Raw genomic sequence first — 25,354 nt, 5'->3', positions numbered from 1 at the left:
TATGTCTAAAAAAACAATCTATTTTTTATGTACTGGAAATTCTTGCAGAAGCCAAATGGCTGAAGGCTGGGGGAAGAAGTATTTAGGTGATGAGTGGGAAGTTAAGAGTGCAGGTATCGAGGCACATGGCTTAAATCCCAATGCAGTGAAAGCAATGAATGAAGTAGAAATTGATATTTCAAATCAAACATCTGACATTATTGACCCAGAGATCCTAAACAATGCTGAATTTGTCGTTACTTTATGTGGAGATGCTGCTGATAAGTGTCCAATGACACCACCACATGTAAAACGTGATCATTGGGGATTTGATGACCCTGCAAAAGCTCAAGGAAGTGAAGAGGAAAAATGGGCTGTATTCCAACGAGTTCGTGACCAAATAGGTGAAAGAATCAAGCGTTTTGCTGAAACTGGAGAATAAAACAGCCTTATACCAAGAGATCCATCTCTTGGTTTTCTTTAAAGACTAATATAAGTATATGCTTATTTAATATTAATCGGAGGGTTTTAGATGAAAAAAGTCGAGATATTTGATCCAGCAATGTGTTGTTCAACAGGAGTATGTGGTCCATCAGTTGATCCAGAACTAACCAGAGTAGCATCTGCGGTATATTCTTTGGAGAAAAAAGGATTTGATGTGAAACGGTATCAATTAACAAATGACCCTGATAAATTTGGTAAAACACAGTCAGTGAATAGTGTTTTACATGAAAAGGGACCGGATGCGTTACCTGTAGTTTTAGTAGATGAACAAGTTGTTAAAGTTGGAACCTATCCAACAAATGAAGAACTTGCAGAATGGCTAGGGGTAAAAGCTGAAGAGCTTACTGAAAAACCGAAAGTCCGACTTTCATTAAACATAAAAAAACAGTGAAAAGAAAGAAGTGAAAAACATGTTTCAATCTTTCAAACCTCAAAATGTTGTGCAGACACAGTTTTTATTTTTAACTGGAAAAGGCGGAGTTGGAAAAACATCAACTGCATGTGCAACAGCCGTAGCTTTAGCGGAAAGTGGAAAAAAAGTTTTACTAATTAGTACAGACCCAGCATCTAATTTACAGGATGTTTTTGATTTTGAATTAACAAACTCGCCTAAAGCAGTTCCAACGGTAGAAAATTTATTTGCCAGTAATTTAGATCCCGAGGCATCAGCAAGTGCATATCGTGAAAAAGTAGTCGGTCCATACCGTGGAATATTACCAGATTCCGTTGTAGCTACAATGGAAGAGCAACTATCAGGAGCATGTACAGTCGAGATTGCCGCATTTGATGAATTTACAACTTTACTTACAAACACAGAAATTATAAACCAATATGACCATATCGTTTTTGATACAGCACCAACGGGCCATACGTTACGTCTATTACAACTACCAACAGACTGGAACGGATTCTTAGAGGAAAGTACGCATGGTGCTTCTTGTTTAGGTCCTTTATCAGGACTTGCTGATAAGAAAAATTTATATTCGGAAACTGTTGATGTTCTTTCGGATTCAAATAAAACAACACTTATATTAGTAACAAGACCTGATATATCATCTCTAATAGAAGCAGACCGGGCATCAATAGAACTCAAAGAGATTGGAATAAAAAATCAAATACTTATTGTTAACGGTCTGCTTCTGAACTATATGAAAGACGATGAAGTTTCATCAGCTTTTTATCAAAGGCAAAGGAATGCTTTAAAGCAGATACCAGCTAATCTAAAACAGACAGTAAGCTATTCATTACCGTTTGTTTCATATTCTCTAACTGGGGTTGAAAATTTACGTTATTTATTTAAAGAATACGTTATTCCAGTATCAGAGGAAAACAGTGAGAACGAGATAGTAAGACTACCAAATCTAAACGATGTCATTAGTGATTTCTCATCAACTAATACAAGAATAATTTTTACTATGGGTAAAGGGGGCGTTGGAAAAACAACGGTCGCTTCAGCCATTGCAGTTGGTTTGGTGGAACAGGGCCATCGAGTTCATTTGACGACAACTGATCCTGCAGCTCACTTGCAGTATCAATTTCAAAGCGACCAATTAAATCAAAATCTAACTATTAGCAGCATTAATCCTAAAGATGAAGTAGAAAAATATAAAACCGAAGTGTTGGCGACTGCTGGTAAGGATTTAGATGAGGAAGGTCTGGCTTATTTACAGGAAGATTTAAACTCACCTTGTACAGAGGAAATTGCAGTCTTTCGTGCATTTGCCGAAGTAGTTGCCAAATCTGAAAATGAGATTGTCGTCATTGACACAGCTCCTACAGGTCATACATTACTCTTATTAGATGCAGCACAGTCATATAGCAAGGAAATTGCTAGGTCTACTGGCGAAGTGCCAGAAAGTGTAACAAAACTACTTCCAAAGATTAGAGATTCCAAGGAAACATCTGTCGTAATCGTTACCTTAGCTGAAGCTACACCTGTATTTGAAGCCTCCCGATTACAAGATGATTTAAGAAGAGCAAATATTAGCCCAAAATGGTGGGTTATTAATCAAAGTCTATTTGCCACTGATACCAAAGACCCTGTGTTAAGAGGGAAAGCAATTTCTGAAAAAGAGTGGATTCGTGAGGTCAATAATCATTTAGCCGATAGTTGTGCGATTATACCTTGGTTGCATGAAGAAAAGATTGGGTATGAGAAACTAAAAGACTATATAAATTAATGATGTAGAAAAATGATGGAGGTACTACAATGACAACAAAGAATTATCATGAATTAATCAAGGATAGAATTTACATCGGTGGTGCAGACGATGTAAATGATTTATTAGGGAATGAGAAAATAGATGTTGTATTTGATTTAAGAGCTGAGGCTCCGATAGAAGATGTAGTTTATAACCGTATTCATAGCCCTATTGTTGATGATGCAGCAGACCAAGAAGAATCTATTAAGAAATCTATTGATCATGTAATAAAAGCATATAACGAGGGTAAGAATATTTACTTCCATTGCCAAGGAGGAAGTAATCGCACTGGTACTGTTGCAATCGGAACATTATTAGCCTTAGAAAAAGCAAGTACAATTGCTGAAGCAGAAGAAATTGCTAAGGCAGCAAGACCAAAAATTAATGTGAAGCCAGAAATGAAAGAGGCTTTAAAAAGAATTTATCCAAATGGATAGGGGAGAAACCTTAATGAAAATTACAGATGCTGCGAAACACTTATTAGAAAATGTATTAACGGAAAATGGTGCAGAAGGTATACGCCTTTATTCAGTTGCTGGATGCTGCGGACCACAATTTGCGTTATCTTTAGATGCACCACTTGAAACTGATATAATTGAAACTATTAATGGTATTAAAGTAGCAATTGATTCACAGGTTGCTACAACTGAGGAGCTAACTTTAGACAAAGAAGAAAATCAGAACGGTGAAGGTTTAGTATTATTAGGTGCAAGTGGTTGTTGTTAGGAAAAGGTAAAAAGGAGTAGTTAGCTCATTCATGAGTTGATTACTCCTTTTTATTTTAGATTTTGCTAAGTATCCTTAGAGACACTTGCTGAGGAGATTCGGAATCAATTTGACACCGGTCCAATATAGTGAGGAAGCTCAATAAGGTAAGGTTTGTAGCTGTGCAACTGCATAAATAACGAAAAATATAACAGAGGTTATCCGGATATTTTGTGATAACCTTTTATTTTGTATTAAAAAAATTGTTATTAGAATCGGATACCATAATTCAATTTTACATTCATTCAAATAACCACTTGAATGTTAGCGAGTAAAAGGAGTATACTATATTCAAATAAACACTTGAATGAGAATGGAGTGAAAAAATGAATAAAAAAGATACCTGTGAGATTTATTGTTATGATGAAGAAAAGGTAAATCGAATACAAGGGGATTTACAATCAATTGACATTGTTAGTGTATCCCAAATGCTAAAAGCTATTGCAGATGAAAATAGAGCAAAAATTACCTACGCTTTGTGCCAAGATGAAGAACTATGTGTGTGCGATATAGCAAATATTGTAGGTGTTACTGTAGCGAATGCTTCTCATCATTTACGTACCCTCCACAAGCAAGGGATTGTTAAGTTCAGAAAAGAGGGAAAACTAGCATTTTATTCATTAGATGATGACCACATCAAACAGATAATGATGATTGCGTTAGCACATAAAAACGAGGTGAAAACCAATGTCTGATCAAACAGCAAAACTAAATGAACAAGAATTGAAAGCCTATCGTGTTCAAGGATTTACTTGTGCCAACTGTGCTGCCATTTTTGAAGATAATGTAAAAGATCTTCCTGGTGTTCAGAATGCGAAAGTAAACTTTGGAGCATCTAAAGTTTATGTTCAAGGGAATACAACGATTGAGGAATTGGAAAAAGCAGGGGCGTTTGAAAATTTAAAGATTCGGGATGAAAAAGAACAAAAAGTAGAGCGTGAACCATTCTGGAAACAGAAAGAAAACATTAAGGTATATATATCTGCCATTTTGCTTGTAGTCAGTTGGTTCTTAGGTGAGCAATATGGTGAGGAGCATATACTACCTTCGATTGGTTATGCAGCGTCTATTTTAATTGGGGGGTATTCGCTATTCATTAAAGGACTTAAAAATCTAAGCAGATTACTCTTTGATATGAATACGCTAATGACCATTGCGATTATAGGAGCTGCCCTTATTGGTGAGTGGGGTGAAGGAGCAACCGTTGTCATCTTATTTGCGATCAGTGAAGCGTTAGAGCGTTATTCAATGGATAAAGCTCGTCAATCAATTGAATCATTAATGGATATTGCTCCAAAAGAAGCATTGATTCGCCGTGGAAATGAAGAAATGATGATTCATGTTGATGAAATTCAAGTTGGAGACATCATGATTGTAAAGCCTGGCCAAAAATTAGCAATGGATGGAATCGTTATAAAAGGAACGTCCACGTTAAATCAGGCTGCTATTACTGGTGAAAGTGTTCCGGTAACGAAAACGATAGATGAAGAAGTTTTTGCGGGAACCTTAAATGAAGAAGGGTTACTTGAAGTTAAAGTGACAAAACGAGTAGAAGATACCACTCTTTCAAAAATCATTCACTTGGTAGAAGAAGCTCAAGCAGAACGGGCACCTTCTCAAGCGTTCGTCGATAAATTTGCGAAATACTATACACCAGTTATTGTGATCTTGGCTCTTTTAATTGCGGTTATTCCACCGTTATTTGGGGGAGATTGGAGCGAATGGGTTTATCAAGGTTTAGCTGTATTAGTAGTTGGTTGTCCATGTGCCTTGGTTGTTTCTACTCCAGTTGCGGTTGTAACTGCAATAGGAAATGCAGCAAAAAATGGAGTGTTAATTAAAGGTGGCATCCATTTAGAAGAAGCAGGGCATTTGAAGGCTATTGCTTTTGATAAAACAGGTACATTAACTAAAGGGATTCCTGCTGTAACAGACATTATGATATATGGTGGAAATGAAAATGAACAGTTAACCATTACAGCAGCGATTGAAAAAGGATCCCAACATCCATTAGCTTCAGCTATTATGCGGAAAGCAGAAGAAAAGGGATTAGACTTTAATGATGTAATAGTTGAAGACTTCCAATCTATTACAGGTAAAGGTGTAAAAGCCAAGGTAAATAACGAAATGTATTATGTTGGAAGTCCAGCACTTTTTGAAGAATTACACGGAAGCATTGAAAGTGATAGAAAACAAAAGATTACTGAAATGCAAACCCAAGGAAAAACCGTGATGGTACTAGGAACGGAGAAAGCGATTCTTTCGTTAATCGCCGTAGCCGATGAAATTAGGGAAACATCAAAAGAAGTCATTGGTAAATTGAATAATATTGGAATTGAAACGGTAATGTTGACAGGGGATAACAAAAGAACTGCATCAGCAATTGGGAAACAAGTTGGAGTTACTGATATAAAAGCTGATTTGCTACCAGAGGATAAGTTGAATTTTATTAAAGAACTTCGAGGAAAACATCAAAGTGTAGCAATGGTTGGGGATGGTGTGAATGATGCACCAGCACTTGCAGCTTCCACTGTTGGTGTAGCGATGGGTGGTGCTGGAACAGATACAGCATTAGAAACGGCTGATATTGCCTTAATGTCTGATGATTTAAGCAAATTGCCATATACAATAAAGTTAAGTCGTAAGGCTTTAGTAATCATCAAGCAAAATATTACCTTCTCTTTAGCGATTAAATTAGTGGCATTATTGTTAGTTATGCCTGGTTGGTTAACGCTATGGATAGCGATATTTGCAGATATGGGTGCAACATTACTTGTGACATTAAACAGTTTGCGATTGCTAAAAGTTAAAGAATAGAATCATATGTAAAAGGGATAGCAAGACGTTAACGGGCAGAATACTTGAAGAAAAGAATTTTAATATTATACTTGACCGTGTACCTTAGTACACGGTTTATTATGTTTATAGGGGTGAATAATTTGAGTTACCGAATTAGTGTGTTTGCCGAAAAATCCGGTGTAAATAAAGAGACAATTAGGTATTACGAAAAAAAATCATTATTAAAAGATCCTTCCCGAACGAATGAAGGTTATCGGATATATTCAGATGATGATGTTAAGCGTGTAAAATTTATTAAAAGACTGCAAAATCTTGGCTTTTCATTGAGTGAAATATATATATTACTTGGAGTTGTCGATAATGATGAAGTTCGCTGCAAAAATATATTTGAATTTGTATCAAAAAAAGAATTAGAAATTCAAGAACAAATTGCAGATTTAAAGCGTATTGAGTCAATGTTAAAGGACTTAAAAAGTCGATGTCCAGATCAAAAGGCAATACATCAATGTCCTATTGTTGAATCTTTGATTTTTGATTGATTTTTAAATAGAGGAGGAAGAAAAGGTGAAAAAATATCGGATTAAAATCAACGGAATGACCTGTACAGGCTGTGAACAACATATTTATGCTGCTTTAACCAACATAGGTGCTTTAAATATCGAAACCAGTTTTAGACGTGGTGAATCGGTATTTGAAATACCAGATGATGTTAATGCTGAAAATGTAAGACAAGCAATTAAACAAGCAAAATATCAACCAGAAGACATAGAAGATATTTCAACACAGAAGCTAAAAGATATAGAGTTAGATATTAAAAGTGATTACGATTTACTTATCATTGGTTCAGGCGGGGCAGCTTTTTCTGCTGCCATTAAATCAATTGAATATGGGGCAAAAGTGGGGATGATTGAACGTGGAACTGTTGGTGGAACTTGCGTGAATGTTGGTTGTGTTCCATCAAAAACACTTCTTAGAGCAGGAGAAATCAATCATATAGCAAAAGCAAATCCATTTATAGGGTTACAAACATCTGTTGGAGAAGTCGATTTAGCCTCTTTGGTGAAGCAAAAGGATGAATTAGTTAGCGAACTTCGAAATCAAAAATATATAGACTTAATTGATGAATATGGTATTGATTTAATAAAGGGTGAAGCAAAATTTATTGATGAAAATACAGTTGAAGTAAATGGGGAGAAACATTCTGCTAAACGCTTTTTAATTGCAACAGGTGCTTCACCATCAATACCAACAATTTCAGGACTTGAAGAAGTAGATTATATTACAAGTACAACACTACTTGAATTAAAAAAGATGCCTAAGCGATTAACAGTAATGGGTTCAGGCTATATCGGGTTGGAACTTGGGCAACTGTTTCATAATTTAGGTTCAGAAGTAACTCTTATCCAAAGAAGTGATTGTCTTTTAAAAGAATATGATCCAGAGATTTCAGAAGCTGTAGAAAAGGTTTTGACAGAACAAGGTATAAACCTTTTGAAAGGGGCAACTTATGAGCGTGTAGAGCAAGTTGGAGCGGTAAAAAAGGTTTATGTAACGGTAGATGGCAAGAAAAAAGTTGTGGAATCAGAACAACTACTTGTTGCAACAGGAAGAAAACCAAATACGGATTCTTTAAATTTAAGTGCAGCAGGGGTTGAAGTCGGAAAACGAAATGAAATACTGATAAATGATTATGCCAGAACAAGTAATCAGAAGATTTATGCAGCAGGAGATGTAACATTAGGGCCGCAATTTGTATATGTAGCAGCCTATGAAGGTGGGGTTGTTGCTGATAATGCGATTGGTGGGTTAAATAAAAAATTAGATTTATCAGTTTTTCCTGCTGTCACATTTATAAATCCATCCATTGCAACAGTTGGTTTAACAGAGAAAAAGGCAAAAGAACAAGGCTATGAAGTAAAAACATCTGTACTATCTTTAGATTCCGTTCCAAGAGCATTAGTAAACCGTGAAACGACAGGTGTATTTAAGGTTGTTGCTGATGCTAAAACATTAAAAATTCTTGGAGTTCATATTGTATCTGAAAATGCAGGTGATGTGATTTATGCAGCGACATTAGCAGTTAAGTTTGGTTTAACCGTGGAGGATTTAAAAGATAGCCTTGCACCATATTTAACAATGGCAGAAGGACTAAGACTAACTGCTCTTACATTTGATAAAGATGTTTCGAAGCTATCTTGTTGTGCAGGGTAAATGTAAATAAATTAATATCATCGGAGGTATGTATGGATTATTGTGAAAATATGAGACAAATGATTGGGAATTCTTCACTAATTATTGTTCGGCCAAGTGTAGCTATTGTTAATCATTACGGAGAAATATTATTAAGTAGATATTCAGGAGCAACTTGGGGGATTCCGGGTGGAATTTTGCAGTTAAATGAGTCAGTTGAGGATTGTATTACACGAAAAGTCTTTCAAGAAATAGGCTTAAAGATAAAAGAGTTAAAATTATTTGGTGTCTATTCAGGAAAGGAATTAATAAATCGTGTCGAGGAAAGTGGAGACGAGTATCAAACGGTTGCAATTGGTTATTTATGTACCAAGTACGAAGGAGAAATAACACCTGAAAGCAACCAAGGAATAGAGGCACAATTTTTTGGATTAGATCATTTACCTGACGAGATTGACCCTTTTATTAAAGACAAGTTAGTTGGGGTAAAAGGTCAACTTGAAAAATAAAACTCTCTTATTAAGCCAAGGGGCGAATGCTTTACTTTATAATAGCATTGCCTTTTTTTGTTTACGTAGAATATTGTGAAGTATCACACCTTAAAGTAATGGGGCGAGATAGCTTATCCTTTTTATATTTATTTCATCTTGTTTCTTTATTCTTTTTTCTATTATATGTAGCTGTCTTATTCTTCTTCTCCATGCTAAAAAGTCGGTAGCTACTGTTAAATAGTTGGTATCCAGAGCGGAAGGAAGAGTGAGGAAAAAAGAGCAGGCGAACAATATGTACTCAATCATTTTTCAATCGTAAAATCAATTATATTTCAGGCTGGATCCAATAGTGGTCCAGTCTTTTTGTTTTGTCCAATATCTCCTCAATCCCTTGTCCAGTAGGGGTTCAATCATCCTTGCTCATTCTTTTCTCTCTTCTAATATGTTGTTTTCCTCACTGCATAAACCCGTAGGGTTTCAGTTCTTTTTCGTGTATTTCTCAACGTGTTTTTTCAATCTTTTCTCTTGATTCTTCCCTCCATTATGGAAGAACTTTTTAACATTGTCTGAATATTCGATACGACCCAGAACGGAAAAAAGAGGGCGAAAATGGGGGTTTTGGGGAAGAACTATGTAGCAGAATGGAATGAAGAAAAAAGGCAAGATAAGAAGGGTGGGGCTTAGAGTCGCAAGGGTTTGAGGGGAGTGAGAGGGAGAGGAAGACGGGGAAGGACTTTTTAGCAGGGCAATAAAAAGCTATTGTGGATTTTAATATAAAATGTCACAGTTTTTAACTTAAAATGACACAGGATTTTATTATCGTGTGACATAATATATAAATCAATCTATGTAATTTAGAATCGTGATATGTGCCTCGGCACTTTATCACGATTCTTTTTTTGTTTAAAAAATCTAACGGAGGAAAGAAGTTACACAATAAATTCAATAAAAATAGCAAACTTGGTATGTAGCTGTCTTATTCTTCTTCTCCATGCTAAAAAGTCGGTAGCTACTGTTAAATAGTTGGTATCCAGAGCGGAAGGAAGAGTGAGGAAAAAAGAGCAGGCGAACAATATGTACTCAATCATTTTTCAATCGTAAAATCAATTATATTTCAGGCTGGATCCAATAGTGGTCCAGTCTTTTTGTTTTGTCCAATATCTCCTCAATCCCTTGTCCAGTAGGGGTTCAATCATCCTTGCTCATTCTTTTCTCTCTTCTAATATGTTGTTTTCCTCACTGCATAAACCCGTAGGGTTTCAGTTCTTTTTCGTGTATTTCTCAACGTGTTTTTTCAATCTTTTCTCTTGATTCTTCCCTCCATTATGGAAGAACTTTTTAACATTGTCTGAATATTCGATACGACCCAGAACGGAAAAAAGAGGGCGAAAATGGGGGTTTTGGGGAAGAACTATGTAGCAGAATGGAATGAAGAAAAAAGGCAAGATAAGAAGGGTGGGGCTTAGAGTCGCAAGGGTTTGAGGGGAGTGAGAGGGAGAGGAAGACGGGGAAGGACTTTTTAGCAGGGCAATAAAAAGCTATTGTGGATTTTAATATAAAATGTCACAGTTTTTAACTTAAAATGACACAGGATTTTATTATCGTGTGACATAATATATAAATCAATCTATGTAATTTAGAATCGTGATATGTGCCTCGGCACTTTATCACGATTCTTTTTTTGTTTAAAAAATCTAACGGAGGAAAGAAGTTACACAATAAATTCAATAAAAATAGCAAACTTGGTATGTAGCTGTCTTATTCTTCTTCTCCATGCTAAAAAGTCGGTAGCTACTGTTAAATAGTTGGTATCCAGAGCGGAAGGAAGAGTGAGGAAAAAAGAGCAGGCGAACAATATGTACTCAATCATTTTTCAATCGTAAAATCAATTATATTTCAGGCTGGATCCAATAGTGGTCCAGTCTTTTTGTTTTGTCCAATATCTCCTCAATCCCTTGTCCAGTAGGGGTTCAATCATCCTTGCTCATTCTTTTCTCTCTTCTAATATGTTGTTTTCCTCACTGCATAAACCCGTAGGGTTTCAGTTCTTTTTCGTGTATTTCTCAACGTGTTTTTTCAATCTTTTCTCTTGATTCTTCCCTCCATTATGGAAGAACTTTTTAACATTGTCTGAATATTCGATACGACCCAGAACGGAAAAAAGAGGGCGAAAATGGGGGTTTTGGGGAAGAACTATGTAGCAGAATGGAATGAAGAAAAAAGGCAAGATAAGAAGGGTGGGGCTTAGAGTCGCAAGGGTTTGAGGGGAGTGAGAGGGAGAGGAAGACGGGGAAGGACTTTTTAGCAGGGCAATAAAAAGCTATTGTGGATTTTAATATAAAATGTCACAGTTTTTAACTTAAAATGACACAGGATTTTATTATCGTGTGACATAATATATAAATCAATCTATGTAATTTAGAATCGTGATATGTGCCTCGGCACTTTATCACGATTCTTTTTTTGTTTAAAAAATCTAACGGAGGAAAGAAGTTACACAATAAATTCAATAAAAATAGCAAACTTGGTATGTAGCTGTCTTATTCTTCTTCTCCATGCTAAAAAGTCGGTAGCTACTGTTAAATAGTTGGTATCCAGAGCGGAAGGAAGAGTGAGGAAAAAAGAGCAGGCGAACAATATGTACTCAATCATTTTTCAATCGTAAAATCAATTATATTTCAGGCTGGATCCAATAGTGGTCCAGTCTTTTTGTTTTGTCCAATATCTCCTCAATCCCTTGTCCAGTAGGGGTTCAATCATCCTTGCTCATTCTTTTCTCTCTTCTAATATGTTGTTTTCCTCACTGCATAAACCCGTAGGGTTTCAGTTCTTTTTCGTGTATTTCTCAACGTGTTTTTTCAATCTTTTCTCTTGATTCTTCCCTCCATTATGGAAGAACTTTTTAACATTGTCTGAATATTCGATACGACCCAGAACGGAAAAAAGAGGGCGAAAATGGGGGTTTTGGGGAAGAACTATGTAGCAGAATGGAATGAAGAAAAAAGGCAAGATAAGAAGGGTGGGGCTTAGAGTCGCAAGGGTTTGAGGGGAGTGAGAGGGAGAGGAAGACGGGGAAGGACTTTTTAGCAGGGCAATAAAAAGCTATTGTGGATTTTAATATAAAATGTCACAGTTTTTAACTTAAAATGACACAGGATTTTATTATCGTGTGACATAATATATAAATCAATCTATGTAATTTAGAATCGTGATATGTGCCTCGGCACTTTATCACGATTCTTTTTTTGTTTAAAAAATCTAACGGAGGAAAGAAGTTACACAATAAATTCAATAAAAATAGCAAACTTGGCATTTGAATTAACTGTTCTTTTTATTGCACAGTTTTTTATTATGGCAAAAGTACATCTATATAATTTTGCCTAGTCTTGTACCACCGCTATTGCAGTTAGGGCAATTAGTTGAAAAGAAACCAGAGTTTGCACATACATAACAATATGTTTTATTGCAATCATAACACTTGTATACCTCTACATCTTCTTCATTACAACCACAGTTCATACACATAGCAAAGGTTGATGCCATAGTAATCGCCTCCTTAAATGGTACTGGTTTTTATTTTATTAAAATTATTTCCAATAAAAACGCTGAAATACCCCTTTTAGTAATTCATACACTTTTCCCTTCCACGCTTCAAATTTGTTGAATCACTATTCAGTTCGGATAAGGATTTTTCTTGATTCTCAATTCTGAATTCAAAACAGATTGATATATTGCTTGGAGAGGCGTATCTTTATTTTGGTTGTAGAAATGAGATCGATTACTTGTATCGGCAGATAATAACTCCTCAACTAGAAGGTTTTCATTAGCAGCATTAAGGAGTAATAGGAAGCTGTATAGTCGTTTAAGAAGGCTTTAATCATGATATACTAGTTGAAAACATATAAGTGAGGGTGTATCAATGACTAAGCACCGAATCTATACGACTAGTTTTGCAAGTGTCTATCCCCATTATGTGACAAAGGCAGAGAAAAAGGGACGAACAAAAGAAGAAGTCGATGAAATTATCCGCTGGCTAACAGGCTATAGCCAAACTGAGTTAGAAGAGCAAATAGAAAATAAAACAGACTTTGAGAACTTCTTTGAAGCCGCTCCGCAAATGAACCTATCAAGATCCTTAATAAAAGGTGTAATCTGCGGTGTGCGAATCGAAGAGATTGAAGAAACAACAATGCGCGAAATTCGCTATTTGGATAAACTGATTGATGAATTAGCAAAGGGAAAAAAGATGGAAAAGATTCTGCGGTAATCATGATTAGAATGGAGGAAACACTGACTCTTTTTAAGAGATCGGTGTTTTTTTATTTCTTTTTTAAACCTCTATCAATGTAAATGTTTTGTAAATTGAACAAGTGTGAAATATAGGGAAAACTACCTAATCCTTTCCGTAACAATAGATAGAATCGTAGTGCTGATTTTAACAAATGTAAAGCCATGTAAATGAATTGTAAAAAAACTCAGAAATGGTAGAAAAGTAGAATATCCGAAGTCATAATAGGTTTTAGGCAAAATTCATACACTTCGGGAGGAATTAGTAATGAAAAAATTTCTTGGTTTCTTGCTAATAGCAATTTTAGCAGTAACACTTGCAGCTTGCGGCGGCGAATCTTCAAGTAACGAAGATACATCAGGAGATTCAACAGATGATAACAATGGAAGTGAAGCAACTGAAACAGCAGAAACACCTGAAAGTCTTGTAATGGGGTTTGTACCATCACAGGATTCCGATACAATCGCAGATACTGTTGAACCGTTAGCTGATCGTTTAAGTGAAGAACTTGGTGTTGAGGTAGAAGGTAAAGTAATGACTGATTACTCAGCATTAATTGAAGCAATGGGTGCAAATGAAGTACAAATTGGTTTTATCCCTGCATTTGCTTATGTACTTGCTAATGAGCAATATGGTGTAGATGTACAATTAAAATCTGTTCGTCACGGCAGTGGAACATATAAAGCACAATACGTTGTACGTGCAGATTCCGGCATTGAGTCACTAGAAGATCTAGAAGGTAAAATTTGGGCTTATCCAGATGCTGCTTCAACTTCTGGTTTCCTATTCCCTGCAGCACAATTAATGGGCGAGTTTGATATTGCATCTGCTGAAGCACTGCAAACTGAATTTTTCTCTGAAGGTGTTGCGGCTGGCGGCCATGATTCCGCTGCAATTGCAGTTTATGATGGTGATGCTGATGTAGCAACGACATTTGATGATGTTCGTACTACACTAACTGAAGATTATCCAGATATGGAAGAAAAATTAAAAATTCTTGGCTATACTTCAGAAATTCCGAACGATACCATTTCTACTGTTAAAGAATTAGATGAAGAGCTAGTTACAAAAATTAATGAAACATTCCTTTCTTTCAATGAAGATGAAGAAATGATTCAAATCATGAACGATGTATACAGCTGGGATGCAATTGAAGAAGCTGAAGATGCTGAATATGATGTTGTTCGTGACACATACTCAAAACTTAAAGATTCAATTAGCTTAGACTAATATTGAATAACTTGGAGAGGGGAGGCAATTTCTCCTCTCTTTTTACACTTCTAAAAGGATTAATTGAATTGCATGGCATTCATCTATATGCCAATTGGTCAGAATCGTAGCTTACCAATTAGCAAGATTCCTAAAAGGGCAGGAATTGTGGCTGTTAGAATACACCTAGAATAAAAGGGGTTATAACCAATGATTGAATTTAAAAATGTTTCCTTAACATACCCGAATGGCACAAAGGGTTTGAAAAATGTAAACTTAACAATCAACGAGGGAGAATTTGTTGTTATTGTTGGGCTTTCAGGTGCCGGTAAATCAACATTAATACGCAGCATAAACCGACTTGTTACGGCGACTGAAGGAGAGCTGCTGGTTGATAGTGAGAACATCTTAACCCATAAGGGGAAAAAACTTCGCAATCTCCGCACAAAAGTCGGCATGATCTTCCAAAATTACAATCTAGTAAAACGCTCCAATGTCTTTAAAAATGTGTTAGCTGGTCGGCTGGGTCACACAGGCACTTTGCGTTCACTTTTTAACTTATTTAGTAAAGAAGACCGCAGTCTTGCTTATGAAAGTCTTAAGCGTGTCAATATCGAAGAAAAAATATACAATCGTGCAGACGAACTAAGCGGCGGACAGCAGCAGCGTGTAAGTATCGCGCGCGTGCTCACTCAAAAGCCCAAATATATCTTAGCCGATGAACCTGTTGCATCACTTGACCCGCCTACTTCTCATCAGGTGATGACGTATTTAAGAAAAATAAATCAAGAAGATAATATAACAACGATCGTAAATCTCCATTTTATTGATATGGCAATGGAGTATGCGGATCGAATTATAGGCATGCGCGCAGGTGAAGTAGTATTCGATGGACCTGCTTCAGAAGTAAATGAAAAAACATTTGAAGAAATCTATGGCCGAACAATACGTGAAGGTGATCTTCGCGGAGGGACTGAGGCATGACAAAAGTAGAAATAAAAAACACTAGTACGCAGTCACCTGCTGTTATTCCTATAAAAGCAAAGTTTCGGATTACACTTATTTTCTTTGCTGTTCTTGCATTCTACTTGTTTAGTTCTTATAAAACAGAGTCTTCACTCACTGAATTTATAGAAGGCTTTGGAAACATGGGAGAGCTATTTCAGAAGTTTTTCCCGCCAAATTTAGGTTTATTTCAAGCCATTTGGCCAGCTTTAGCTGAAACAATTCAAATGGCTATTATAGCAACAACAGTTGCAGGGATCCTCTGTGTTCCATTAAGCCTACTGGCAGCTAATAATGTTACAACCAATAAGGTCCTTTATAATATTGTCCGCTTTTTATTAAATATTTTAAGAACGATTCCGGACCTTGTACTAGCTGTTATTTTCGTTGCATTGTTTGGAATTGGAGCATTACCAGGTATCATCGCACTTGTTATTTTTTCTCTTGGTATATTGGCCAAATTAATAAGTGAAACGATAGAATCCATTGATATGAATCCGCTTGAGGCGATGCAGGCATCTGGAGCGAACACGATTCAAACTATATATTATTCAGTTGTGCCGCAAGTATTGCCTCAGTTCACTTCATTTGTTCTATATGTTTTTGAAATTAATATCCGTGCGTCCGTCGTATTAGGATTAGTAGGTGCCGGTGGAATTGGACAAATTCTGGATCAGCAGATCAAATTCTATGAGTATCCGAATGCAATGGGCATTATTATCATCATTTTTGCATTGGTTGTTATCATTGAATTTATTAGCACAAAAGTAAGGGAGGCGATTGTCTAATGATGCATAATTTACCTCCTAAACCGAAGCGGTCAGCCTTTAAGACAGTTCGAGATATCATTATTGCCATTATTTTAGCAGGGATCTATATTTGGACATTTATGGGCATCGATATTGACTTTGCCAAAGCACTAGATCGAATGGCTAACAACTATGCCCGCATTATTCCTAAGCTTTTAGATCCCGACTGGTCAGCACTATCAGATGTTTGGGCAGCCATGGTAGAAACGATTTATATTGCTTTTGCCGGCTCTTTGATGGCAGCCATTATCGCCATTCCTCTAGGGTTCTTAGCTGCACAAAACATGACGAATAACAGAGTATTAACGACAATTGGAAAATGGATCTTAAGTGCAATTCGTGCTTTTCCGGATATCATTCTAGCCATTTTATTTATAGTTGTTGTCGGACCAAAGCCTTTTGCGGGAGTCCTTGCCATCGCAATTGGTTCTACAGGCATGCTAGGGAAATTGTATTCAGAAGTTCTGGAATCAATCGATACAAATGTGGTGGAAGCCATGGAAGCGAACGGAGCGAATAAGCTGCAAATTCTAGTTCATGGAATTCTTCCGCAGATTACACCAGAATTTCTTTCCTATGCCATTTATCGATTTGAAATTGATGTTCGTGCTTCAACCATCCTGGGAATTGTCGGGGCAGGGGGAATTGGAACACTAATTGTATTTGCGAAAATGAATCGTAACTGGGAGGAAATGGGGCTTATATTGTTAATGATTATTGTAGTTGTAACAATCATTGACCTCATCTCTACTCAAATACGGAAAAGACTTGTGTAAGAAGATGCTGTCATCGAATGGCTGATTTAATGGTAAGCTTATCAAGTCAGCTTTTTATCTAGTCAAAACATGAACCATTGTTTCATAGTATAGAAGGGTCAAGCCTTGAATATGTAATAACTTTCTGTACGAAACTTACGGGAGATATAAAAAGCCATTCTCAAAAAGAGAGGGGCTTTTTATCTTAATAAAGAAAATCTCATCCTTAGGTTTCTTTTGAAATACCTTGTGTAACCTTTTCGAATATAACCTGGAAACCATATAACACAAAAGACTTTATTAAAAAAACGAGTGATAATTGAAACTTAGTTAACCTCACTAAGGATGCGTAACCGATCTTTTTAAACCATTCCATGCCAAAGTATGTAAAGAGAGAATCCACTATGAGGTTTACTAATAGGTACAAATTAAACTTCCCATAAGTGAATTTTAGTATCCACATAGAACCAATTAGGAACGGACCAAGTATAATGGGTAAGCCTCCCAGGAAATTTGATTTCAGGGAAATGGGAAACCACCACCACTTTCTCTTTTCTGCAAATCTAAATTCAAAGATGATATACAGACTCATGAGAAGAGAGGAAAGGATAAACCGTTTCACTGATTTTTTACCAAGTAAAGGAAGGGATAACCAGGATAGCAGCACCATTCCTATATTTAAATAACTTGCCTTTTTCATTTGAACACCCTCTGTAATTATACTTATACAAATAATATTGCCTTTAAAAGAGGCAAATATGATTTTAAATGGCAAAAAAGTGTAAGAGTCTTCACTACTCCAAATTAGTTTATTCTCTTTTTCTGCATTGTACCTAAGCGGGAAATCATGTATCCTTTTTATTATTAGATCTTATTGTAAGTCATCAAGAGAATGAAATAGAAGCAGCAGGTTATCTACAGAGAAATGAATAATTATGAAAAATCAAAAGGAGATAAAAATGAAAACAAGATTATTTCTTTCCATCATTTTGGCCATGCTCATAGTGTCAGCTTGTGGACAAAAGTCACTGAGTGAGCCCATGACACTTCTGAATCAGAATCAAGAAGAAGTTACATTTCCATCAGACAAGCCGGCTGTATTTTTCTTTATTACAACATACACCTGAGGACTTTGCGCACAGCAACTAGTTCAGTTGCACGAAAATATGGATTTGTTAACAGATTTAGATGTTGATATGTACGTAATCAGCAAGGATTCTCCAGAGGAACAGCTTCAATTGTATAAGGCTTTAAATGATGAGTTCGGTCAAAGTCTCCCTTTCATTTCCGATCCTGAATTAGAGTTAATTGACGCTATGGATATGAAGAACGGAGATGCAGCATACAGAGGCTATGGAATCATTGACTCAGAGGGTAATGTCACTTTCACAGAGAAAAATGACCATTGGGGAGAGCAGATTGAGGATACGGTAGAAGATATTAAAGAGAATGTAAATTGAGACACGGGGAAACCCCTGTCTCTTTTTAGTTTCATAAAAAGGTTGGATGGTGCCTGATCTTAACAAGCAGCGAAATGTTCTGCAAAATGAAGATCATTTTAAATAATAATTAGTTTGTTGGGTATACAAAGTTATTAATCTAGCTATATAATGAAATTGTAATGATCAATAAATTTAAGGAGGAAACACAATGGCGAACAATCCTAAATTTAACGAGCCTATAGTAAGGCATATCTTTACTGCAGATCCTTCTGCACATGTATTTGAAGGAAAACTTTATATTTATCCTTCACATGATCTTGAGCATGACGAACCATCTAATGACAATGGTGATCAATATAAGATGGAAGACTACCATGTATTATCATTAGATGAAATTGGCGGAGAGTGTACAGACCACGGTGAGGCGCTTCATTTAAGAGATATTCCTTGGGCGAGTAAACAGCTTTGGGCACCAGATGCTGCTTATAAAAATGACACCTATTACTTATTTTTCCCAGCGAGAGATCATGATGGTATTTTTCGGATTGGTGTTGCAACAAGCAGGAGACCAGAAGGCCCATTTAAACCAGAAGAAAATTATATTCCAGGAAGCTTTAGTATTGACCCGGCGGTGTTTGTGGATGAAGATGAAAGCGCTTATATGTATTTTGGGGGTCTTTGGGGAGGACAGATGGAAAAATGGCAGACTGGAAATTTCAGACAAGATGGAGAAGGTCCAGACCCTTCAGAACCTGCCCTAGGCCCAATTGTTGCTGAATTAAGCGATGATATGCTGAATTTTAAAGGTGAACCGAAGGAAATATCTATTGTAGATGAAAACGGAAACCCGATTCTGGCAGGAGATGAGGATCGCAGATATTTTGAAGGTCCGTGGCTTCATAAATACAATGGTCTCTATTATCTATCCTATTCAACAGGAACAACCCATAAAATTGTTTATGCAACCAGTGAAAGTCCATACGGTCCATTTGAATACAAAGGTACGATTTTAACTCCTGTATCAGGCTGGACTACTCATCATTCAATTGTTCAATATAAAGAAAAATGGTATTTGTTCTATCATGATTGCTCATTATCGGGTGGTGTGGACCATAAGCGCTCAGTGAAATATACAGAGCTGAGCTATGATCAGAACGGAATGATTCAAACGATTAATCCTTATGGCGATAAATAAGCTTCGTATATGGCTGACGTCCTTAAATGGAGTCAGCTTTTTTAATTAATAAAAGAAAAGAGAGGCAAAAACCCCATATGAAAAATCATGAGGTTTTAGCTTCTCCTTTAAGGAAATTTTCTACAACAAATGCTGATACACCTAAGACAGTGGAGTATTTACTCAATGTAGAGAAAGTAAATTGCATCTCTCTTTTATGATATGGAAGGGTGTGCTGTTCAATCGTTGTTTGTATGGATTCTTCAATCCAGTCCTTTGCGATTGCCATGCGGTTACCGAGGATAATTTGGTCAGGGTTAAAGGTATTAATGATATTATTGATGCCATATCCTAAGTAATTTCCTGCTTCCTTAAAAAGATCTCGTGCTGTCTGGTCCCCTTTATCTGCTAGTTGTATCAATTGTTCTAAGCTCTCCGCGTTTTGCCCGGCCATTTCCAGTAAGGCCTGTTCAGAAGCGTATGCTTCCCAGCACCCTCGGCTGCCGCAATTACAGCGTTTGCCGTTCATTTGTATAACCATATGTCCCATTTCACCTGAAAATCCGTTTTTTCCTTGATATAACTGCTTATTAAAAATAATGCCCACACCAATGCCGATACCAGCACTTATATAAATGATGTTCTGAAAGTCTTGGCCAGCACCAAATTGCTGCTCACCTACAGCTCCTGCCTTTGCTTCGTTTTCAATGATGACAGGTATTTGGAACATTTTTTCAAGATCGTCCTTTAACTGAATATTGGTCCAGCCTAAATTCGGAGCGAGAAGAATCGTCCCTTCACCGTTGACAATACCAGGCACGCCAGCTCCAATACCGACAACACCGTACTTGCTGGCAGGCATTTCTTCCAATAGAGCTTGAATCATCGTTTGAACAATGCTAATGATTCCTGAATAGGGAGTACGCTGAACACTTTGATTTTTTTCAATTATTATTTTTCCCTGCAAATCGGTAAGAACGCATAATACATAGTTGACCCCGATATCCACACCAATGGTATAGCCGGCTTCTTTATTAAAATGGAGAATAACAGGACGGCGTCCGCCGCTGGAGATTCCTGGTCCGGATTCGAAGATCAGTTCTTCTTCTAATAGTTCATTTACTAATAAAGACACGGTTGTCTTGTTTAATCCTGAAACTTGAGCAATGTCTGCTCTTGAAATCTGTTCTTTTTCAATAATGATTTTTAATACGAGTGCTTTATTGTTTTTCTTAACGACCTGCTGATTCCATGTCATGGTTTCCACTTGTAAAAAACTCCTTATTAGCTAGTAATAGTATTTTATCATAAATGTTTGTTTATCAGATATACCAACTTTGGATATGTGAGTATCTCAATATTACTTGGGTGTTATAAATGAAAATGCTGGTTAATCTTCTTGTTGTTGCTCTATGTAGTTACGACATTCCTACTAATAGTAAGAAAAATGTAACTCTAATAATACTGTAAAGAAGTTTGCGAGTTTCGGTGAATGGTAAAGATAGAAACTTAGTTTATTATGTATACAAACTAAGATGGCGATGCTATAATATATTTAACAAATGGCATATATTTCATTTGTCATTATTAGATTACTTGTTTAATAAAACAATAGGAGGAATATTCCCATGGTTTATTTTGAAAACGTTAACAAAATTAGATATGAAGGTTCTGCTTCTAAAAACCCTTTTGCGTTCAAGTATTATAATCCAGAAGAAAAGATTAATGGGAAAACAATGGAGGAAATCCTGCGTTATTCAGTGGCATATTGGCATACATTTACTGCTGATGGATCAGATCCATTTGGGGCTGGTACGGCGGTACGTACTTGGGACCGATTTCATGGATTAGATTTAGCAAAAGCACGTGTGGAGGCTGCCTTTGAATTATTTGAGAAGTTGAACGTTCCATTTTTTGCTTTCCATGATGTGGATATTGCTCCAGAGGGCAGCACTTTAAAAGAAACAAATGAAAATCTCGATCGTATTGTTGGGATGATTCAAGATTACATGAAAACAAGCAGAACCAAATTACTATGGAATACAGCGAATATGTTTACAAATCCAAGATATACTCATGGAGCTGCTACTTCTCCAAATGCAGATGTTTTTGCATATTCAGCTGCAAAAGTGAAAAAAGGTCTTGAGGTTGCAAAAGAGCTTGGTGCTGAAAACTATGTATTCTGGGGTGGGCGTGAAGGATATGAAACACTTCTGAACACCGATATGAAACTTGAACAGGACAATTTGGCACGCTTCTTCCATATGGCAGTAGACTATGCGCAGGAGATTGGTCTAGATGTTCCGTTCTTAATTGAGCCAAAACCAAAAGAGCCAACGAAGCATCAGTATGATTTTGATGTGGCAACTGGCTTGGCATTCTTGCAGAAATATGATTTAACAGACAAATTTAAGTTTAATATAGAAGCAAACCACGCTACACTTGCTGGGCATACATTTGAGCATGAATTAAGAACTGCCCGTATTAATGGGATGCTGGGTTCTGTTGATGCCAATCAGGGAGATACCCTTTTAGGGTGGGATACAGATGAATTTCCGACAGACTTATATACAAATACTTTAGCGATGTATGAAATTTTGAAAAATGGCGGTTTAGGCAGCGGCGGATTAAACTTTGATGCTAAAGTAAGAAGAGGTTCGTTCGAGCCGGAAGATCTTTTCCATGCACATATTGCAGGAATGGATGCTTTTGCAGTCGGTCTAAAAGTGGCAAATAAATTGATTGAAGATAAAGTGCTTGATCAATTCATTGATGAGCGGTACAGCAGTTATACAAGCGGAATCGGTTTAGATATTGTGGAAGGCAGAACAAACTTCCGCGAACTAGAGGCTTATGCACTTCAATTAAACGAAATTAAAAATCAATCAGGAAGAACAGAGCGCTTAAAGGCTGTAATTAATCAGTATTTACTAGAAACTCTTGCTGGTGTAAATGCTTAATTTATTTTAATAAGCGAATAGAAATGTGCTGGGGGTTTATCATTCCAGCACATTTCTTTAAAAAGGGTGATAGAAATGAAATATGTAATCGGCATTGATCTTGGTACTAGCGCGGTAAAAATCCTGCTAGTTAATCAGCAAGGAGAAGTATGTAAAGAAATATCTAAACCTTATCCTCTTATCATTGAAAAATCGGGTTATAGTGAACAAAACCCTGAGGAATGGGTGGAGAAAACAACGGCTGGATTAGCGGAGTTAATCGAGCATTTTGACGGAGATGTGAATGATATCGAGGGTATTAGCTTCTCTGGCCAGATGCATGGCCTTGTTTTGCTGGATCAAGACAAGGAAGTGCTTAGAAATGCTATTCTCTGGAATGACACAAGAACAACGGAGCAATGTAAGCAGATCTATGAGGCGGTCGGCAAACAGACGTTATTAGAGATCACAAAGAATCCTGCGCTTGAAGGCTTTACCTTGCCGAAGATTCTTTGGGTTAAAGAGAATGAGCCTGAAATTTATCAAAGAGCATATACTTTTATGCTGCCGAAGGATTATTTACGGTTTCGGATGACAGGAAACATGCACACGGAATACTCTGATGCAGCTGGAACTTTATTATTAAATGTGGCGAAAAGAAAATGGAGCTCTGAGTTATTAAATCTTTTTGAGATTCCGCTTAAGCTATGTCCGCCATTAGTGGAGTCACATGCGTATGTTGGAACGATTCAATCAGAGTTTGCCAGCCAAACGGGTTTATCAGAAGCGACAAAAGTGTTTGCAGGTGGTGCGGATAATGCTTGCGGTGCCATTGGAGCTGGGATTTTAAAAGATGGAAAAACCTTATGCAGTATTGGAACTTCCGGGGTGGTTCTTTCTTATGAAGAAAAGAATGATTTGGATTTTGACGGTAAGGTCCATTACTTTAACCACGGGGAAGAAAATGCTTATTACACTATGGGTGTGACATTGGCTGCAGGATATAGTTTAAGCTGGTTTAAAGATACCTTTTTTAAAAATGAGGATTTTGATGAGCTTTTAAAAGATTTGAATCAAGTTTCGCCTGGCAGTAATGGATTAGTATTTACACCATACATCGCTGGGGAGCGAACTCCGTATGCAGATTCAGCCATACGCGGCAGTTTTATTGGCATAGATGCGGCCCATGAAAAAAAGCATTTTGTTCGTGCAGTACTTGAAGGAATTACTTTTTCGTTAAATGATTCTATTGAACTATTTAGAAGCAGCGGCAAATCGATTGATTCAATTATCTCTATTGGCGGCGGTGCTAAAAATGAAATATGGCTGCAGATGCAGGCTGATATCTTTAATTCCAAAGTTGAAAAGCTGAACAATGAGCAGGGTCCAGGTATGGGAGCTGCCATGCTGGCTGCATATGGAAGCGGCTGGTTTACATCTTTAAAAGATTGTGCTGATGTGTTCATTCAAAGTGCAAAAACGTATGATCCAATACCAGAGAATGTAAAGGTGTATAAAGAAATCTTTGCAGTGTATCAGCAGGTGTATTCTCAGACAAAGTCACTTAATGATCAATTAAAAGCCTTAAGAAAATAGTCATCTATCATTCTATCCCCACTTTTGCGGGGATTTCTTTTCATTATGAGAGGTGCCGTATTCGTTTAAAAGGAGGGAATATTTATGCAGGTCATCAAAGAAAGCTACGGACAATTAGATCAGCAGTCAGTCTTTTCATATACCATCATCAATGATCAAGGGGTAGAAGTGACTGTTATTAATTATGGCTGTACGATTACACGCATCATAGTACCGGATAAAAATAATCATTATGAGAATATTGTACTTAACTATGAAACACTGGAAGACTACTTAAGTGACACAAATTATTTAGGAGCGATTGTCGGACGAGTTGGGGGACGCATTAAAGGTGGCTCCTTTGAGTTAGACGGAAAAGAATATACCTTGATGCAAAACGACGGCACACATCATCTTCATGGCGGGAAAAAAGGGTTTGATAAGGTTGTATGGGATGCTGAAATTATTGAAGGAGGCGTATGCTTTTCTTATGTAAGTAAGGATGGTGAAGAGGGATACCCGGGGAACCTGACAATTAAGGTAACATACACCCTTAATCATAATAATGAACTTTCTATCCATTATGAGGCTGTAACGGATCAGAAGACATTGTTAACGGTAACCAATCATTCCTACTTTAATTTAAGCGGGGATGCTAAGAGGAATATTTTAAACCATACGTTAACTTTAAAAAGTGATGAATTCCTAGAGCTGGATCAAGACTTTATCCCAACTGGCCATAAAGCTGGAGTAGCAAATACACCCTTTGATTTCAGACGGGAGAACCTGATTGAAACAGGAGTGACCTCTAACTATCGGCAAAATGTCTTAGTAGGGAATGGATATGATCATCCTTTTTTACTGAATACAAATCATGATAACGAAATTGTGCTTAAGGAAAAAGAGAGTGGAAGAACTTTAACCGTTGAAACAGATGAACCGGCCGTTATTGTTTATACTAGTAATATGCTGCAATCTGAAAAAGACTTTCAGGGTGTGCCTTCTCAAAAGTATTTAGGAATAAGTCTGGAAACACAAGGATTGCCTGATGCTATACATCATGCCAATTTTGCATCTATCATTTTGGATAAAGGGCAGCGGTATACTTCTGTAACCCATTATAAGTTTGGATTAATGGTAGATTAATAAGAAAAGCGGTGGACAGTTTGTCAGAACTCGTCGGATCCATTGGGAATGATTCGCCGAGATCGGTATATAGGAGTGGGTAT

21 protein-coding genes and 1 pseudogene are annotated in these 25,354 nt (G+C 36.9%); 21 read left to right on the top strand and 1 reads right to left on the bottom strand.

The window, feature by feature from the left end; all coding sequences use genetic code 11:
* The first annotated feature begins 1 nt into the window (after position 1).
* From arsC to B7E07_RS22140, 18 genes and pseudogenes are all read left to right on the top strand, one after another.
* A complete protein-coding gene (gene arsC / locus B7E07_RS22225) occupies positions 2-421 on the top strand; it encodes an arsenate reductase (thioredoxin) (RefSeq protein WP_026682626.1) in 420 nt (139 codons plus the stop codon).
* A 90-nt stretch (positions 422-511) separates the two neighbouring features.
* Positions 512-874: an arsenite efflux transporter metallochaperone ArsD gene (gene arsD, locus B7E07_RS22220; protein WP_019156609.1), complete on the top strand. Its 363-nt coding sequence runs from the start codon at positions 512-514 to the stop codon at positions 872-874.
* 19 nt (positions 875-893) lie between these two features.
* Positions 894-2,663, top strand: a complete 1,770-nt coding sequence (arsA, locus tag B7E07_RS22215) for an arsenical pump-driving ATPase (RefSeq protein WP_026682625.1) — start codon at positions 894-896, stop codon at positions 2,661-2,663.
* 29 nt (positions 2,664-2,692) lie between these two features.
* Positions 2,693-3,121, top strand: a complete 429-nt coding sequence (locus B7E07_RS22210; RefSeq protein WP_019156607.1) for a protein-tyrosine phosphatase family protein — start codon at positions 2,693-2,695, stop codon at positions 3,119-3,121.
* 13 nt (positions 3,122-3,134) lie between these two features.
* Positions 3,135-3,410 (top strand): iron-sulfur cluster assembly accessory protein, encoded by a 276-nt coding sequence (locus B7E07_RS22205; RefSeq protein WP_019156606.1) that lies wholly within the window; start codon positions 3,135-3,137, stop codon positions 3,408-3,410.
* A 365-nt stretch (positions 3,411-3,775) separates the two neighbouring features.
* Positions 3,776-4,144, top strand: coding sequence for an ArsR/SmtB family transcription factor (locus tag B7E07_RS22200; protein ID WP_019156605.1), 369 nt, complete (start codon positions 3,776-3,778; stop codon positions 4,142-4,144).
* Positions 4,137-6,266, top strand: coding sequence for a heavy metal translocating P-type ATPase (locus B7E07_RS22195; protein WP_019156604.1), 2,130 nt, complete (start codon positions 4,137-4,139; stop codon positions 6,264-6,266). Before B7E07_RS22200 ends, B7E07_RS22195 begins: the two co-directional genes overlap by 8 nt.
* A 122-nt stretch (positions 6,267-6,388) precedes the next feature.
* On the top strand, positions 6,389-6,787 hold the full coding sequence (gene merR, locus B7E07_RS22190) for an Hg(II)-responsive transcriptional regulator (protein WP_026682624.1): 399 nt from the start codon (positions 6,389-6,391) through the stop codon (positions 6,785-6,787).
* A 55-nt stretch (positions 6,788-6,842) separates the two neighbouring features.
* Positions 6,843-8,459 carry a mercury(II) reductase gene (merA, locus tag B7E07_RS22185; RefSeq protein ID WP_225230588.1) on the top strand — a complete coding sequence of 539 codons (1,617 nt, stop codon included), beginning with the start codon at positions 6,843-6,845 and terminating at the stop codon, positions 8,457-8,459.
* Between the two features lie 32 nt (positions 8,460-8,491).
* Entirely contained in the window at positions 8,492-8,947 is a 456-nt protein-coding gene (locus B7E07_RS22180) for an NUDIX domain-containing protein (protein WP_026682622.1), read from the top strand.
* 3,901 nt (positions 8,948-12,848) lie between these two features.
* Positions 12,849-13,196 (top strand): DUF2200 domain-containing protein, encoded by a 348-nt coding sequence (locus tag B7E07_RS22175; RefSeq protein WP_080848938.1) that lies wholly within the window; start codon positions 12,849-12,851, stop codon positions 13,194-13,196.
* Between the two features lie 288 nt (positions 13,197-13,484).
* Positions 13,485-14,447, top strand: coding sequence for a phosphate/phosphite/phosphonate ABC transporter substrate-binding protein (gene phnD / locus B7E07_RS22170; protein ID WP_080848937.1), 963 nt, complete (start codon positions 13,485-13,487; stop codon positions 14,445-14,447).
* A gap of 189 nt (positions 14,448-14,636) precedes the next feature.
* The gene (gene phnC, locus B7E07_RS22165; protein ID WP_080848936.1) at positions 14,637-15,410 is read left to right on the top strand and encodes a phosphonate ABC transporter ATP-binding protein; all 774 of its coding nucleotides are present in this window, start codon (positions 14,637-14,639) and stop codon (positions 15,408-15,410) included.
* On the top strand, positions 15,407-16,219 hold the full coding sequence (gene phnE / locus B7E07_RS22160) for a phosphonate ABC transporter, permease protein PhnE (protein WP_080848935.1): 813 nt from the start codon (positions 15,407-15,409) through the stop codon (positions 16,217-16,219). Before phnC ends, phnE (B7E07_RS22160) begins: the two co-directional genes overlap by 4 nt.
* Positions 16,219-17,016: a phosphonate ABC transporter, permease protein PhnE gene (gene phnE / locus B7E07_RS22155; RefSeq protein WP_139785689.1), complete on the top strand. Its 798-nt coding sequence runs from the start codon at positions 16,219-16,221 to the stop codon at positions 17,014-17,016. Before phnE (B7E07_RS22160) ends, phnE (B7E07_RS22155) begins: the two co-directional genes overlap by 1 nt.
* Positions 17,017-17,954: 938 nt before the next feature.
* Positions 17,955-18,122, top strand: a complete 168-nt coding sequence (locus B7E07_RS23870; RefSeq protein ID WP_176215267.1) for a hypothetical protein — start codon at positions 17,955-17,957, stop codon at positions 18,120-18,122.
* Between the two features lie 15 nt (positions 18,123-18,137).
* Positions 18,138-18,455 (top strand): annotated as a pseudogene (locus B7E07_RS22145) (redoxin domain-containing protein); the annotation flags it as partial.
* A 190-nt stretch (positions 18,456-18,645) separates the two neighbouring features.
* Positions 18,646-19,632, top strand: coding sequence for a glycoside hydrolase family 43 protein (locus B7E07_RS22140; protein ID WP_080848932.1), 987 nt, complete (start codon positions 18,646-18,648; stop codon positions 19,630-19,632).
* 85 nt (positions 19,633-19,717) lie between these two features.
* Here B7E07_RS22140 and B7E07_RS22135 read toward each other — a convergent pair whose 3' ends face one another.
* Positions 19,718-20,869, bottom strand: a complete 1,152-nt coding sequence (locus tag B7E07_RS22135) for an ROK family protein (RefSeq protein ID WP_176215318.1) — start codon at positions 20,867-20,869, stop codon at positions 19,718-19,720.
* A 370-nt stretch (positions 20,870-21,239) separates the two neighbouring features.
* Here B7E07_RS22135 and xylA point away from each other — a divergent pair, with 370 nt between their 5' ends.
* The 3 genes from xylA (at position 21,240) to B7E07_RS22120 (ending at position 25,271) form a co-directional block, all read left to right on the top strand.
* Complete coding sequence (xylA, locus tag B7E07_RS22130; RefSeq protein ID WP_080848930.1) at positions 21,240-22,571, top strand: xylose isomerase; 1,332 nt, start codon at positions 21,240-21,242, stop codon at positions 22,569-22,571.
* A 75-nt stretch (positions 22,572-22,646) separates the two neighbouring features.
* Positions 22,647-24,146: a xylulokinase gene (gene xylB / locus B7E07_RS22125; RefSeq protein ID WP_080848929.1), complete on the top strand. Its 1,500-nt coding sequence runs from the start codon at positions 22,647-22,649 to the stop codon at positions 24,144-24,146.
* 84 nt (positions 24,147-24,230) lie between these two features.
* Positions 24,231-25,271 (top strand): aldose epimerase family protein, encoded by a 1,041-nt coding sequence (locus B7E07_RS22120; RefSeq protein WP_080848928.1) that lies wholly within the window; start codon positions 24,231-24,233, stop codon positions 25,269-25,271.
* The last annotated feature ends 83 nt before the right edge of the window (positions 25,272-25,354 follow it).

This window comes from Cytobacillus gottheilii (genome assembly GCF_900166665.1).
GTDB lineage: Bacteria > Bacillota > Bacilli > Bacillales > Cytobacillaceae > Cytobacillus > Cytobacillus gottheilii_A.
This window is presented reverse-complemented; position numbering and strand designations above follow the sequence as displayed.